The organism is Streptomyces sp. P9(2023) (assembly GCF_032436795.1).
Lineage (GTDB): Bacteria > Actinomycetota > Actinomycetes > Streptomycetales > Streptomycetaceae > Streptomyces.
The window spans coordinates 193,337-207,419 of sequence record NZ_JAUPWM010000009.1; the positions used below are offsets into that span (position 1 = coordinate 193,337).

The following is a 14,083-nucleotide window of genomic DNA, read 5'->3' on the forward strand; positions in this document are numbered from 1 at the left end:
GTCGACTTGTCTGGTAATGCCGCCCGATGCGGCATTCGTCAACTTGGCGTTCCGGCCTTCCGCCGGTCGGTGAAGTGCGAACGGTGGCCGATGGCGGTGGCTCCGTTGACCCCGGCAGGCACCGGAACGCGCTCCTCCGCGTGCTCCGCCGCCGCGAGGACGGCCTTACGGCGCCGGTAGCGCGGCGGCACGAAGGACTCGGCCCAGTGCGGGGCCCGCGGTGTGAAGCGCGGCAGCAGGAGCAGCACCAGACCGATCGTGCTGAGGAAGACCACCACGAGCACGATCCACATCGACGTCGAGTGCACCGAGTACCCGAGCGTCCCGAACGCGATCAGCGCCGACCAGAAGTACATGATCAGGACGGCCCGGCTGTGCGAGTGCCCGATCTCCAGGAGCCGGTGGTGCAGGTGCCCGCGGTCCGCCGCGAACGGCGACTGGCCGTTCCAGGTGCGGCGCACGATGGCCAGGATCAGGTCCGCCATGGGGATCGCGATGATCGTCAGCGGCAGCAGCAGCGGGATGAAGACCGGCAGGGCGGCGTGGGTCGCCTCACGCGTCGACCCCTCGAAGATCTTCAGCACGTCCGCGTCGACCTGACCGGTGATCGAGATCGCCGAGGCGGCCAGGATCAGACCGATCAGCATCGAGCCGGAGTCGCCCATGAAGATTCTGGCCGGATGCATGTTGTGCGGCAGGAAGCCGAGGCACATGCCCATGAGGATCGCGGTGAAGAGCGTCGCGGGGGCCGCCGCCTCGATCGTGTAGCCGTACCAGAGCCGGTACGCGTAGAGGAAGAAGGCCGCGGCCGCGATGCAGACCATGCCGGCGGCGAGGCCGTCCAGGCCGTCCACGAAGTTCACCGCGTTGATGGTGAGGACCACCAGGGCCACGGTCAGCAGCGTGCCCTGCCCCTTGGTGAGCGCGACCACGCCGACACCGGGGATCGGCAGCCACAGGATCGTCAGACCCTGGATCACCATCACACCGGCGGAGATCATCTGCGCGCCCAGCTTGATCAGCGCGTCCAGCTCGAACTTGTCGTCGAGGACGCCGATCAGCCAGATCAGGGCGGCACCCGACAGCAGCGCGCGCGGCTCGTTGGAGAGCTCGAAGACGCTGTTCAGGTTCTGCAGACGGTCCGCGACGAGCAGACCGGTGCAGAGGCCGAAGAACATGGCGATGCCACCGAGCCGCGGAGTCGGTTCTCGGTGTACGTCTCGGGCACGGATCTCCGGCATCGCCCCGGTCGCGATGGCGAACTTCCGCACCGGACCGGTGAGCAGATAGGTCACCGCAGCCGTGACACAGAGCGTCAGCAGGTAATCACGCACGGGCTGCCCCACAGGAATCGCTGGCCATCTCAGCCCCACACCCTAGCCGTGCTGTCCATGTGCTTGAGGACATACGGGCCGCCCGGATGGTTGCGGTCCGGCTTCCTCACGGGCCGTACGGGGGGAATCGCCCGGCGAGATCGCGTACTTCCGTGCGTACCCGGGCGGTCTCCCTGGCGTCATCCCGTAGCGCGATCGTGAACAACGCGGCGATGCGCGCCATCTCCGCGGCGCCCATCCCCTGGGTGGTGACGGCGGCGGTGCCGAGCCGGATGCCGCGCCCGTCCCCGTACGGCAGGGCGCAGGTGTCGAGCACCAGGCCGGCGGCGGCGAGCCGGGTCCGCGCGGTGCGGCCGTCGACCCCGAGAGGAGTCGGATCGGCCGTGATGAGGTGGGTGTCGGTGCCGCCCGTGGTGACGGCGAAGCCCTCGGCGGCGAGCGCCTCGGCGAGGATCCGGGCGTGCGCGACCACCTGATGGGCGTACGTGGTGAAGGCCGGCGTCGCCGCCTCGCCGAACGCGACGGCCTTGGCGGCGATGGTGTGCATCTGGGCGCCGCCCTGGGTGAACGGGAAGACCGCCCGGTCGACGCGGCCCGCGAGCTCCCCGCCGCAGAGGATCATCCCGCCGCGCGGCCCGCGCAGCACCTTGTGGGTGGTGGCGCAGACCACATCGGCGTACGGGACGGGGTTCGGGGCCGCTCCCCCGGCGACGAGGCCGATGGGGTGGGCGGCGTCGGCGATCAGATAGGCGCCTGCCTCATCGGCGATCTCGCGGAAGATCGCGTAGTCGAGGTGGCGGGGATACGAGATCGAGCCGCAGACGATCGCCTTGGGGCGGTGGTGCCGGGCGAGGGCGGCGACCTGCTCGTAGTCGACGAGCCCGGTCTCGGCGTCGACGCCGTACGGCACGAAGTCGAACCAGCGGCCGGAGAAGTTGGCCGGCGAACCGTGGGTGAGGTGGCCGCCGTGGGCGAGGCCCATGGCCAGCACGGTGTCCCCGGGCCTCAGGAGGGCCGCGTACGCCGCCAGGACGGCCGAGGAGCCCGAGTGGGCCTGGACGTTCGCGTGCTCGGCTCCGAAGAGCGCGGTGGCCCGTTCCACGGCGATCCGCTCGGCGGCGTCGGCGAACTCGCAGCCCCCGTGGTGGCGGGCGCCGGGATAGCCCTCGGCGTACTTGTTGGCGAGCGGGGAGCCGAGGACGGCGAGGACGGCGGGCGAGGTGAAGTTCTCGGCGGCGATCAGCTGGAGGCTGTCGCTCTGCCGGCGCGCCTCGCCGAGCAGCACGTCGGCGATCTCCGGGTCCTGTCGGCGCAGGACGTCGAGATCCTCTTCGGGGGGAGCGGTGACCGGCATCTGTGGCTCCAGGCGCGTGGGCTGGCCTTCAGCTCCAATGTAGGCGCGCGGGAAGCGGTTTGCCTGATGTTCACCGTCACTCTGAGCCGTCTGGCCCTACCGCGCCGAGAAGACCTCAACGCCGCGCGGACACTCCCGTCAGCGCCGTCACGAGAGGATCCAGCGCGGTGCTGAGTCGCCTTTCCCGACGCGCCCCTCGCACTGCTCGGCCCTCCGGCCGACGGGCGTGGGCAGCTCACACGCACACGTCAACGGCGCGCGGACACTCCGGTCAGCGCCGTCACCACGGGATCGAGCGCCGTGTTGATCTCCTCGCCGATGGAGCGGAAGAACGTGATCGGGGCGCCGTACGGGTCGTTGACCTCGTCCGCCTCCACGTTCGGGGCCAGGAGCCACCCGCGTAGAGCCGCCGCTGCGCGGACCAGGGCACGCGCGCGTTCGACCATGCCTTCGCCCAGCGGGTCCGGCAGCGTCGCGGGGTCTATGGCCCGGACGAGCCGGGTGAACTCCTTCAGGGTGAAGGTGCGAAGGCCCGCCGAGTGGCCCATCGAGATGACCTGCGCCCGGTGGTCGCGGGTCGCCGTCAGGACCAGGTCGGCGCGGATGACGTGCTCGTCGAGGAGCTCGCGGCCGACGAAGCCGCTGTAGTCCGCGCCGAAGTCGGCGAGGACCAGCTCCGCGTTGGCCTCCATCGGGGCGCCCTCGTGGCCCCAGGTGCCCGCGCTCTCCACGATCAGGCCGCCGCCCCGGGGGTCGCCCAGGCGGTCGCTCAGGGCATGGCGGGTCAGCCGCTCGGTGATGGGCGAGCGGCAGACGTTGCCGGTGCTGACGTGGAGGATGCGGAAGGAACTGCTCTCGTGCCCCGCTATGCCACGCCCCTCAGGGGCGGTCAATTGGCCACCTCGAGGTCGGGGACGACCTTCCGGAGCTCCTCCGGGGAGAGCGCGCCCTCACGCAGCAGGACCGGCACCTTGCCCGTGACGTCCACGATCGAGGACGGCACGATGCCGGGCGTCGGGCCGCCGTCCAGGTACACGGAGACGGAGTCGCCCAGCATGCCCTGCGCCGCGTCGCAGTCCTCCGGCGCCGGGTGACCCGTCAGGTTCGCCGAGGAGACCGCCATCGGGCCGACCTCGGTCAGCAGCTCGATCGCGACCGGGTGCAGCGGCATCCGGATCGCCACCGTGCCCCGGGTGTCGCCGAGGTCCCACTGCAGCGACGGCTGGTGCTTGGCGACCAGCGTGAGCGCGCCCGGCCAGAACGCGTCGACGAGCTCCCAGGCCTGCTCGGAGAAGTCCGTGACGAGCCCGTGCAGCGTGTTCGGGGAGCCGATGAGGACGGGCGTGGGCATGTTGCGGCCCCGGCCCTTGGCGTCCAGCAGGTCCGCGACCGCCTCCGCGCTGAAGGCGTCCGCACCGATCCCGTACACGGTGTCGGTGGGCAGCACGACCAGCTCGCCACGGCGAACGGCGGACGCGGCCTCGCGCAGACCGGTCACACGGTCGGTCGCCTCGTTGCAGTCGTATCGCCGAGCCATTTAGCGGGCCTCCTCGTACACAGGGTGGGTCAGGGCTGCGCGGATCACGGCATCGCCTTGCGGGCGGTCGCGAAGCGCGGGCGGTTGTTCAGGTCGGGGTGGTCGGCGGCGTCCGCCCAGCCGGCCTCCTCGCTGAAGATCCACGGCACCTGGCCGCCCTGGGTGTCCGCGTGCTCGATCACGACGAGGCCCCCCGGGCGCAGCAGCCGGTGCGCGGTGCGCTCGATGCCGCGGATGGTGTCGAGGCCGTCCTCGCCGGAGAACAGCGCCATCTCCGGGTCGTGGTCGCGGGCCTCGGGCGCGACGTACTCCCACTCGGTGAGCGGGATGTACGGCGGGTTGGAGATGACCAGGTCGACCTGGCCGTCGAGCTCGGGAAGCGCGGACAGCGCGTCGCCCTGGTGGACGGTGACCCGCGTGCCGTCCGCGTTCTTACGGGTCCACACCAGCGCGTCGTCGGAGAGCTCGACCGCGTGCACGCGCGAGCGCGGCACCTCCTGCGCCATGGCCAGCGCGATGGCGCCCGAGCCGGTGCACAGGTCGACGATCAGCGGCTCGACGACGTCCATGGCCCGTACGGCGTCTATGGCCCAGCCGACGACCGACTCGGTCTCGGGCCTGGGCACGAAGACGCCCGGCCCGACCTGGAGCTCCAGGTAGCGGAAGAACGCCCGGCCGGTGATGTGCTGGAGCGGCTCGCGGGCCTCCCGGCGGGCCACCGCCTCCCAGTAGCGGGCGTCGAAGTCCGCGTCCCTGACGTTGTGCAGCTCACCCCGCTTGACGCCGTGCACGAAGGCGGCGAGCTCCTCCGCGTCGAAACGCGGCGAGGGAACGCCGGCGTCGGCCAGCCGCTGGGTGGCCTGGGCCACCTCGGCAAGCAGCAGACTGCGGGGTGACTGCACGCTGGTCCTCCGTGGTGCGGGGTGGGGCTTACGGAACTTACGCGGCGGCCAGTTTGGCGGCGGAGTCGGCGTCGACGCAGGCCTGGATCATCGCGTCCAGATCGCCGTCGAGCACCTGGTCCAAGTTGTACGCCTTGAAGCCGACCCGGTGGTCCGAGATCCGGTTTTCCGGGAAGTTGTACGTCCGGATCTTCTCGGACCTGTCGACGGTACGGACCTGGCTGCGACGGGCGTCGGCGGCCTTGGACTCGGCCTCCTCCTGCGCGGCGGCGAGCAGCCGGGACCGCAGGATACGCATGGCCTGCTCCTTGTTCTGGAGCTGGCTCTTCTCGTTCTGGCAGGAGGCGACGATGCCGGTCGGCAGGTGCGTGATGCGGACCGCGGAGTCGGTCGTGTTGACGGACTGGCCGCCGGGACCGGAGGAGCGGTACACGTCGATGCGCAGGTCGTTGGCGTGGATCTCGACGTCGACCTCCTCGGCCTCGGGGGTCACGAGGACACCCGCGGCGGAGGTGTGGATCCGGCCGGCCGACTCGGTGGCGGGCACGCGCTGGACGCGGTGCACTCCGCCCTCGTACTTCAGCCGCGCCCAGACGCCCTGGCCGGGCTCGGTCGCGCCGTTGCCGCCCTTGGTCTTCACGGCGACCTGGACGTCCTTGTAGCCGCCGAGCTCGGACTCGGTGGAGTCGATGATCTCGGTCTTCCAGCCGACGCGCTCGGCGTAGCGCAGGTACATCCGCAGCAGGTCGCCGGCGAACAGGGCGGACTCGTCGCCGCCCGCGCCCGCCTTGATCTCCAGGAGGACGTCCTTGTCGTCGCTGGGGTCGCGCGGGACGAGCAGCAGCCGCAGCTTGTCGGTCAGCTCCTCGCGCGCCTTCTCCAGCTCCTTGACCTCGGCCGCGAAGTCGGGGTCGTCGTGCATCAGCTCGCGGGCGGTCTCGATGTCGTCACCGGTCTGCTTCCAGGAACGGTAGGTGGCGACGATCGGGGTCAGCTCGGCGTAACGCTTGTTCAGCTTGCGCGCGTTGGCCTGGTCCGCGTGGACCGAAGGGTCAGCGAGCTTCGTCTCGAGATCGGCGTGCTCGCCGATCAGTTCCTCGACCGCCTCGAACATCGGGGGCTCCTGGTTTTCGTACGAACGGACTGCGGGGACGGCAAAGCGCCGGTCCAGTAGCCCCCTGCGGGAGCGACCAAGGACCGGCGCAGTGACGTGCTACTTCGTGGCCGCAGCCTTGCCGAAGCGGGCCTCGAAGCGGGCAACGCGGCCGCCGGTGTCGAGGATCTTCTGCTTGCCCGTGTAGAACGGGTGGCACTCGGAGCAGACCTCGGCACGGATGGTGCCCTCGGTCAGGGTGCTACGGGTGGTGAACGACGCGCCACAGGTGCAGCTGACCTGGGTATCGACGTACTGGGGGTGGATCTCGCGCTTCAAGGTGTCTCCTAGTTTCGGGAGGGCTCCGGGTCGCCGTGCGGATTGCACCTGCGTGAACCGGGGCCGACGTACCAGTCTGCCAGGACCGGCCGTATCTCCCAAAACCGGGTCCTCGGTGAAACTATTCCGGGCTATTTCACCAGGCCCTCGGCCTTGCCCATGGCGGTGCCCTTCGTCGCGGAGGCCGGGATGGGCCTGTCGCCCTTGAGCGCCTGCCAGACCTGCCTGGCCTGGGCTTCCAGCGGTATGACGCGGTTCGGGTCGGCGGGGTCGTACTCGACCGGCATCGTGATCATGTGGACGTCGTCGGCGCCGAGCCCGGCGAGCCCCTGGGCGAAGCCCATCAGCTCGTTGACCGAGTCGAGCTCGGAGTCCGGGGTGACGGCCTTGGTGGCCGTGTCGGCGATGTCGAGGAGCTTCCTCGGGTTCGAGAAGACGCCGACGTCCTTGACCTGGTCGATGAAGGCCTTCATGAACGCCTGCTGGAGCTGGATCCGGCCGAGGTCGCTGCCGTCGCCGACGCTCTTGCGGGTGCGGACCAGGCCGAGGGACTGCTCGCCGTCGAGGGTGTGCGTGCCCGGGGCGAGGTTCAGGTGGCTCTTGGAGTCCTTGATGGCCTCGGTGGTGGTGATCTCCACACCGCCGAGTTTGTCGATCAGCTTCTTGAAGCCGGTGAAGTCGACCTCGATGTAGTGGTCCATGCGGATCCCGGACATCGACTCGACGGTCTTCACGGCGCAGGCCGGCCCGCCGACCTCGTACGCGGTGTTGAACATCGCCCGCTTGTCGGCGGGGACGGCGGTGCCGCGCTCGTCGGTGCACGCGGGACGGTCGACGAGGGTGTCGCGCGGGATGGAGACCACGCTGGCCTTCTTGTGGCCCTCGTAGACGTGGACGACCATCGCGGTGTCGGAGCGGGCGCCGCCCTCGTCCTTGCCGTAGGTGTCGTTGGCACCGGAGCGCGAGTCGGAGCCGAGCACCAGGATGTCCATCGAGCCGTTGTCGACGTTCTTCGGGCGGTCGGTGCCGAGCTGCGCGTTGATGTCGACGCCCTGGAGGTTGCCGTTGAGCTTGAAGTAGACGTATCCGAGCCCGGAGCCGCCGACCACGACGAGCGCGGCCGCGCTCCAGGCGGCGACGGTCACCGCGCGGCGGCCCTTGGCGGGCTGTTTGCGACGGCGGCCATTACCCCGTATTCGGCCGCTCTGGCTGTGCTCGGTCATCTGCACCTCAGGTCTATGGTTCACCTTCTGTGACGGCGAAGCACCCGAAAGGGTTGCAGAGGAACCTGTGAGGTTTCACAGAGCGACGGACCGCAACGCACCGCGCCCACCGTGCGGGGCACGGTGGGCGCGATGGTTTGTCCAGGTCACGGCGGGGTTACGGCTCCGAGGCCGGCTCCCCGCCGTGTGACCGAGGTCTCGCCTCAGTCGTTGTTCCCGCCAGGAGTCGTCTTCTGGATCTGGAGCAGGAACTCGCCGTTCGACTTCGTCTGCTTCATCTTGTCGAGCAGCAGCTCGATCGCCTGCTGCTGGTCGAGCGCGTGCAGCACGCGACGCAGCTTCCAGGTGACCGCGAGCTCGTCGGCGCCGAGCAGGATCTCTTCCTTACGCGTACCCGAGGCGTCGACGTCGACGGCCGGGAAGATGCGCTTGTCGGCGAGCTTCCGGTCGAGCTTGAGCTCCATGTTGCCAGTGCCCTTGAACTCCTCGAAGATCACCTCGTCCATGCGCGAGCCGGTGTCGACCAGCGCGGTGGCCAGGATGGTCAGCGAGCCGCCGTCCTCGATGTTCCGCGCGGCACCGAAGAAGCGCTTCGGCGGGTAGAGCGCGGTCGAGTCGACACCACCGGACAGGATGCGGCCGGAGGCCGGGGCGGCGAGGTTGTACGCGCGGCCCAGGCGGGTGATCGAGTCGAGCAGGACGACCACGTCGTGACCCAGCTCCACGAGGCGCTTGGCGCGCTCGATGGCCAGCTCGGCGACCGTGGTGTGGTCCTCGGCCGGGCGGTCGAAGGTCGAGGAGATGACCTCGCCCTTGACCGACCGCTGCATGTCGGTGACCTCTTCCGGACGCTCGTCGACCAGGACGACCATCAGGTGGCACTCGGGGTTGTTCGTGGTGATCGCGTTGGCGACCGCCTGCATGATCATGGTCTTGCCGGTCTTCGGCGGGGCCACGATCAGGCCTCGCTGGCCCTTGCCGATCGGCGACACGAGGTCGATGATCCGCGTGGTCAGCACGCTCGGGTCGGTCTCCAGACGGAGCCGGTCCTGCGGGTAGAGCGGGGTCAGCTTGTTGAACTCGGGGCGACCGCGACCGGAGTCGGCGGCCATGCCGTTCGAGGAGTCCAGGCGGACCAGCGCGTTGAACTTCTCGCGGCGCTCGCCGTCCTTCGGCTGACGCACGGCGCCGGTGACGTGGTCACCCTTGCGCAGACCGTTCTTGCGGACCTGGGCGAGGGAGACGTACACGTCGTTCGGGCCGGGCAGGTAGCCGGAGGTCCGGATGAACGCGTAGTTGTCGAGGATGTCGAGGATGCCCGCGACGGGGATCAGGACGTCGTCGTCGGCGACCTGCGGCTCGTTCGGCGCGAACTCGTCGCGGCCGCGACGGCCACGGCGGTCGCGGTAGCGGCCACGACGGCCACGACGGCCGCCCTCGTCGTCGAAGTCGTCCTGCGGGCCGGTCTGCTGACCCTGCTGGCCACCCTGACGCTGCTGGCGCTGGCCGCCCTGGCCACCGCTCTGCTGGTCGTCGCCCTTGCCGCGGTCACGGCGGTCGCGCTGACGCTCGCCACGCTCACCGCGCTCGCCGCGGTCACGCTGACGCTCGCCACGCTCGCCGCGGTCACGGCGGCCGCGGCCCTCGGCGGTGTCGACGGCACCCTCGGCCTTGGCCTCGGCGGACGCGTCCGTACGGGACTCGGTTCGGGAGTCCGTCCGGGTGTCGGCCTTGGTCTCGGTCTTGACGGCCTGGGCGGACTCGGCCTTGACCTCGCCCTCCGGGCTGCCGGCGGGCGCGGTGGCCCGACGACGGCGGCGCTCACCGGCCGGCTGGTCGTCGGAGGCAGGCTGGCCCGGGATGTCGATCTGCTGCTGGGCGACGGCCTTCTCGGCCTTCTCCGCCTTGGGGGCAGCGGTCTCGGCGTCGGCGGCCTCGGCCGTACGGGCCTTGGAGGTGGCGCGGCGCTTCGGCTTGGTCTCAGCCGTGTCGGCGGCGGCCTTGGCGGGGGCGGACGCCCCTCCGCCGGCCTGCGCCTCCTTGATGACCTCGATCAGCTGGCTCTTGCGCATCCGCGCGGTGCCCCTGATGCCGAGGCCGGACGCGACCTGCTGCAGCTCGGCCAGGACCATGCCCTCGAGGCCGGTGCCGGAGCGGCGGCGCCGTGCGGTGGTGCCAGTGGCAGCACCTGCGGCGGGCGCGGAAGTGTCGACCGTGTTGTCGGCAGTCACGCCCATCAGATCGGTGGTGTCGCTCACGAAGGGTCCTTCCCTGGAGCGGACGTCGGCCATCTGGCTCGGCGACCGGTTGTGCTGTCCGACAACGGTCCTGGCTTGTGGACCGTGTCGGGGCGGTGGTCCCGCCGGGTACGGCGGAAGAGAAAAAACGTGCTTGGGTCCGGCCCGAGGCCCCCTGCTCGGCCCTCACACAGGATGAGCGAGGGGTGTCGTGCCGGTTCCGGAGCGTGCTCGAAACTGCTCAGGCAGGCTGCTCAGGCAGTTGGGGAGGCTCCCGGAAGAATCGGTGGTCCCGGATGGGGACACTCAACACCGCGCCACAAAGGCGCCGGGTGCTGACTTGAGGTTAACACTACCGGCTCCAACAAACATTCCCCCTCTCCCTCACCGGCAATCACGTGTCCCTAGGGCGCGAGCGGCAGAACACTCGCTCCGGACACATCGAGATCGAGCCGGTTCGCGGCCCATCCCTCGCCCGCCAGTCGGGCGACCTTGTCGGCCGTCCCGTGTTCGGCCAGCGCGAGCACCGTGGGGCCCGCGCCGGAGATGACCGCGGGGACGCCGTCCGCCCGCAGCCGGTTCACAAGGGCGATGCTCTCCGGCATCGCGGGGGCCCGGTACTCCTGGTGCAGCCGGTCCTCGGTGGCCGAGAGCAGCAGCTCGGGGCGGCGGGTGAGCGCCTCGACGAGGAGCGCGGCGCGGCCGGCGTTGGCCGCGGCGTCGACGTGCGGGACGGTGCGCGGCAGCAGACCGCGGGCGGTCTCGGTCAGTACGGGCTTTCCGGGGACGAAAACCACCGGAACGATGGAATCGGAGGGATCCATCCTGATCGCCCGCGCGGCGCCGGACTCGGTCCAGGCGAGCGTGAAGCCGCCGAGCAGACAGGCGGCGACGTTGTCGGGGTGTCCCTCGATCTCGGTGGCGAGTTCGAGGAGGGCCGCCTCGTCGAGGCGGGTGTCGCCGCCTATGGTCACGGCGCGGGCGGCGACGATGCCGGCGCAGATGGCGGCGGAGGAGGAGCCGAGGCCGCGGCCGTGCGGGATGCGGTTGGCGCAGACGACCTCAAGCCCGCGCGGCTGTCCGCCGAGCAGGTCGAAGGCGGTACGCAGGGAGCGTACGAGCAGGTGGCTCTCGTCGCGCGGGAGCGTGTCGGCGCCCTCACCGGCGATGTCGATGTGCAGCCCGGAGTCGGCGACCCGGACGACGACGTCGTCGTAGAGACCCAGCGACAGGCCGAAGGCGTCGAAGCCCGGGCCGAGGTTGGCGCTGGTGGCGGGAACGCGCACCCGTACGGCGGCGGCGCGGAACGCGGGACCGGCCATCGCTCGATGACTCTCCTTGACTTGCGACTACGGGTTTTCAAGAGAAGTACACGGAAACCCGGGGGCCGCGTCTGCCTCGGGGGGCGACAACGGCAACGACACCGCGCATATGCGACGGGGCGGGTTCGGTACAGCCTATCGAAGGAAGGTTCTGTGGCGACATAGGGCGCACAGGAGGCGCACGATGCGTGTCGCAAGCCTTCCTGTGCGCCTATGTACGTTCCTGATCGGGTTTCACACCGACCGGAACCCCCGGGCGAGGGGGTCGGATCAGGCCAGACCGAGACGCTCGGCCGCGGCGGCGGCGTCGACCGGGACGGTGACCGGCTGGGGTGCGCCGGCGACGGCCCAGTCGGGGTCCTTCAGGCCGTTGCCGGTGACGGTGCAGACGATCCGCTGGCCGGGGTCGACCTTGCCCTGCTCGGCGGCCTTCAGCAGACCGGCGACGGATGCGGCGGAGGCGGGCTCGACAAAGACGCCCTCCTGGGCGGCCAACAGGCGGTAGGCGCGCAGGATCTCACGGTCCGTCACCTCGTCGATGAAGCCGCCCGACTCGTCGCGCGCGGCGATCGCGTAGTCCCACGAGGCCGGGTTGCCGATGCGGATCGCGGTGGCGATGGTCGACGGGTCCTTGACGACCTCGCCGCGCACGAGCGGCGCGGAGCCGGAGGCCTGGAAGCCCCACATGCGCGGGCGGTGGGTGGCGAGGCCGTCGGCCGCGTACTCCCGGTACCCCTTCCAGTACGCCGTGATGTTGCCGGCGTTGCCCACGGGCAGGACGTGGATGTCGGGGGCGTCGCCCAGCATGTCCACGATCTCGAAGGCGGCGGTCTTCTGGCCCTCGATCCGTACCGGGTTGACGGAATTGACCAGCGCGACGGGGTAGTTGTCCGACAGCGCGCGGGCCAGGTCGAGGCAGTCGTCGAAGTTGCCGTCGACCTGGAGGATCTTCGCGCCGTGCACGAGGGCCTGGCCCATCTTGCCGAGCGCGATCTTGCCCTGCGGCACGAGGACGGCGGACACCATGCCGGCGCGGACCGCGTAAGCCGCCGCGGACGCCGAGGTGTTGCCGGTGGAGGCGCAGATGACGGCCTGCGCGCCCTCCTCCTTGGCCTTGGAGATGGCCATGGTCATGCCGCGGTCCTTGAAGGAGCCGGTGGGGTTGGCGCCCTCGACCTTGAGGTGCACCTCGCAGCCCGTGCGCTCGGAGAGGACCTGAGCGGGAACGAGCGGCGTGCCGCCCTCACGGAGCGTGACGACCGGCGTCGCGTCCGTGACCGGAAGGCGGTCCCGGTACTCCTCGATGATGCCGCGCCACTGGTGGGTGCCCTTGCTGGTCATGGGTCCTTACTCCCCTTCAACACGCATGATGCTGGCGACACCGCGCACGGTGTCGAGCTTGCGCAGCGCTTCGACGATCCCGGAGAGGGCGGCGTCGGGCGCGCGGTGGGTGACGACGACGAGGGAGGCCTCGCCGCCTCCGTCCTGTCGTCCTTGCTGACGGACGGTGTCGATCGACACGCCGTGCTCGGCGAAGACCGTCGCTACCTGGGCGAGGACGCCAGGCTTGTCGGTCACGTCGAGGCTGATGTGGTACCGCGTCACCACGTCGCCCATGGGGCTCACGGGCAGCTGGGTGTACGCGGACTCCCCGGGGCCGGTGGCCCCGTCGAGCTTGTTGCGGCACACGGCGACCAGGTCGCCGAGGACGGCGGAGGCGGTCGGAGCGCCGCCGGCGCCGGGGCCGTAGAACATGAGCCGGCCGGCCGCCTCGGACTCGACGAAGACGGCGTTGTAGGCCTCGCGGACGGAGGCGAGCGGGTGGCTCAGCGGGATCATCGCCGGGTGCACGCGCGCGGTGACGGACTCGCCGTCGGCGGCCCGCTCACAGATCGCGAGCAGCTTGATGGTGCAGCCCATCTGCTTGGCGGAGGCGAAGTCGGCGGCGGTGACCTCGGTCATGCCCTCGCGGTAGACGTCGTCGAGACGTACGCGGGTGTGGAAGGCGATCCCGGCGAGGATGGCGGCCTTGGCGGCGGCGTCGAAGCCCTCGACGTCGGCGGTCGGGTCGGCCTCGGCGTACCCGAGGGCGGTGGCCTCGTCGAGCGCCTCGCTGTACCCGGCGCCGTTGGTGTCCATCGAGTCGAGGATGAAGTTCGTCGTCCCGTTGACGATGCCCATCACGCGGTTGATCTTGTCGCCGGCGAGGGACTCGCGCAGCGGCCGGATCAGCGGGATGGCGCCGGCGACGGCGGCCTCGTAGTAGAGGTCCTCGCCGTGCTCCTCTGCGACGGCGTGCAGGTTCGCGCCGTCCTGGGCGAGGAGCGCCTTGTTCGCGGAGACGACGGAGGCACCGTGCTCGAAGGCGGTGGTGATCAGCGTGCGGGCGGGCTCGACACCGCCGATGACCTCGACGACCACGTCGATGTCGCCCCGTTTGACCAGGGCGGTGGCGTCGGTGGTGATCAGCTCGGCGGGGATGCCGGCCCGGACCTTGTCGGGGCGGCGGACCGCGACGCCGGCGAGCTCGACCGGGGCGCCGATGCGCGCGGCGAGGTCGTCGGCGTGCGTCGTCATGATGCGCGCCACCTCTGAGCCGACCACACCACAGCCCAGCAGCGCCACCTTCAGCGGACGCGTACGCATCATCCGACCTCTTTCTCGTACTTCTTCGTATCTCTACGGTGTGGACCAGTCTCACTCACCGGACGGAGGTTTCTGTCCTCCGTCCGGATCCTGAGA

General features: G+C 70.5%; 12 protein-coding genes. All 12 read right to left on the reverse strand.

Annotation, left to right across the window (positions count from 1 at the left end; all coding sequences use genetic code 11):
- Window positions 1-38 precede the first annotated feature (38 nt).
- Complete coding sequence (locus tag Q5762_RS16125; protein ID WP_315892785.1) at window positions 39-1,334, reverse strand: MraY family glycosyltransferase; 1,296 nt, start codon at window positions 1,332-1,334, stop codon at window positions 39-41.
- Between the two features lie 106 nt (window positions 1,335-1,440).
- Window positions 1,441-2,688, reverse strand: a complete 1,248-nt coding sequence (glyA, locus tag Q5762_RS16130) for a serine hydroxymethyltransferase (RefSeq protein WP_315892786.1) — start codon at window positions 2,686-2,688, stop codon at window positions 1,441-1,443.
- A 248-nt stretch (window positions 2,689-2,936) separates the two neighbouring features.
- Window positions 2,937-3,581 (reverse strand): protein-tyrosine-phosphatase, encoded by a 645-nt coding sequence (locus tag Q5762_RS16135; protein WP_315892787.1) that lies wholly within the window; start codon window positions 3,579-3,581, stop codon window positions 2,937-2,939.
- The gene (locus tag Q5762_RS16140) at window positions 3,578-4,225 is read right to left on the reverse strand and encodes an L-threonylcarbamoyladenylate synthase (RefSeq protein ID WP_315892788.1); all 648 of its coding nucleotides are present in this window, start codon (window positions 4,223-4,225) and stop codon (window positions 3,578-3,580) included. Before Q5762_RS16140 ends, Q5762_RS16135 begins: the two co-directional genes overlap by 4 nt.
- A 44-nt stretch (window positions 4,226-4,269) precedes the next feature.
- A complete protein-coding gene (gene prmC, locus Q5762_RS16145) occupies window positions 4,270-5,127 on the reverse strand; it encodes a peptide chain release factor N(5)-glutamine methyltransferase (RefSeq protein WP_315892789.1) in 858 nt (285 codons plus the stop codon).
- Between the two features lie 37 nt (window positions 5,128-5,164).
- Window positions 5,165-6,241, reverse strand: coding sequence for a peptide chain release factor 1 (gene prfA, locus Q5762_RS16150; RefSeq protein WP_315892790.1), 1,077 nt, complete (start codon window positions 6,239-6,241; stop codon window positions 5,165-5,167).
- Between the two features lie 99 nt (window positions 6,242-6,340).
- Window positions 6,341-6,559, reverse strand: coding sequence for a 50S ribosomal protein L31 (gene rpmE / locus Q5762_RS16155; RefSeq protein ID WP_315892791.1), 219 nt, complete (start codon window positions 6,557-6,559; stop codon window positions 6,341-6,343).
- 131 nt (window positions 6,560-6,690) lie between these two features.
- Window positions 6,691-7,782, reverse strand: coding sequence for an LCP family protein (locus Q5762_RS16160; RefSeq protein ID WP_315892792.1), 1,092 nt, complete (start codon window positions 7,780-7,782; stop codon window positions 6,691-6,693).
- A 203-nt stretch (window positions 7,783-7,985) separates the two neighbouring features.
- A complete protein-coding gene (gene rho, locus Q5762_RS16165; protein WP_315892793.1) occupies window positions 7,986-10,040 on the reverse strand; it encodes a transcription termination factor Rho in 2,055 nt (684 codons plus the stop codon).
- A 383-nt stretch (window positions 10,041-10,423) separates the two neighbouring features.
- On the reverse strand, window positions 10,424-11,341 hold the full coding sequence (gene thrB, locus Q5762_RS16170; RefSeq protein WP_315892794.1) for a homoserine kinase: 918 nt from the start codon (window positions 11,339-11,341) through the stop codon (window positions 10,424-10,426).
- Window positions 11,342-11,611: 270 nt separating this feature from the next.
- Window positions 11,612-12,682 carry a threonine synthase gene (gene thrC / locus Q5762_RS16175; RefSeq protein ID WP_315892795.1) on the reverse strand — a complete coding sequence of 357 codons (1,071 nt, stop codon included), beginning with the start codon at window positions 12,680-12,682 and terminating at the stop codon, window positions 11,612-11,614.
- Window positions 12,683-12,688: 6 nt separating this feature from the next.
- Window positions 12,689-13,987, reverse strand: a complete 1,299-nt coding sequence (locus Q5762_RS16180) for a homoserine dehydrogenase (protein WP_315892839.1) — start codon at window positions 13,985-13,987, stop codon at window positions 12,689-12,691.
- Window positions 13,988-14,083 lie beyond the last annotated feature (96 nt).

What these genes read in the sequence shown, in the direction of transcription:
- glyA (WP_315892786.1), bottom strand. Translation starts at nt 2,688, where the DNA reads ATGCCGGTCACCGCTCCCCCCGAAGAGGATCTCGACGTCCTGCGCCGA.
- Q5762_RS16140 (WP_315892788.1), bottom strand. Translation starts at nt 4,225, where the DNA reads ATGGCTCGGCGATACGACTGCAACGAGGCGACCGACCGTGTGACCGGT.
- prfA (WP_315892790.1), bottom strand. Translation starts at nt 6,241, where the DNA reads ATGTTCGAGGCGGTCGAGGAACTGATCGGCGAGCACGCCGATCTCGAG.
- Q5762_RS16160 (WP_315892792.1), bottom strand. Translation starts at nt 7,782, where the DNA reads ATGACCGAGCACAGCCAGAGCGGCCGAATACGGGGTAATGGCCGCCGT.
- thrB (WP_315892794.1), bottom strand. Translation starts at nt 11,341, where the DNA reads ATGGCCGGTCCCGCGTTCCGCGCCGCCGCCGTACGGGTGCGCGTTCCC.
- thrC (WP_315892795.1), bottom strand. Translation starts at nt 12,682, where the DNA reads ATGACCAGCAAGGGCACCCACCAGTGGCGCGGCATCATCGAGGAGTAC.
- Q5762_RS16180 (WP_315892839.1), bottom strand. Translation starts at nt 13,987, where the DNA reads ATGCGTACGCGTCCGCTGAAGGTGGCGCTGCTGGGCTGTGGTGTGGTC.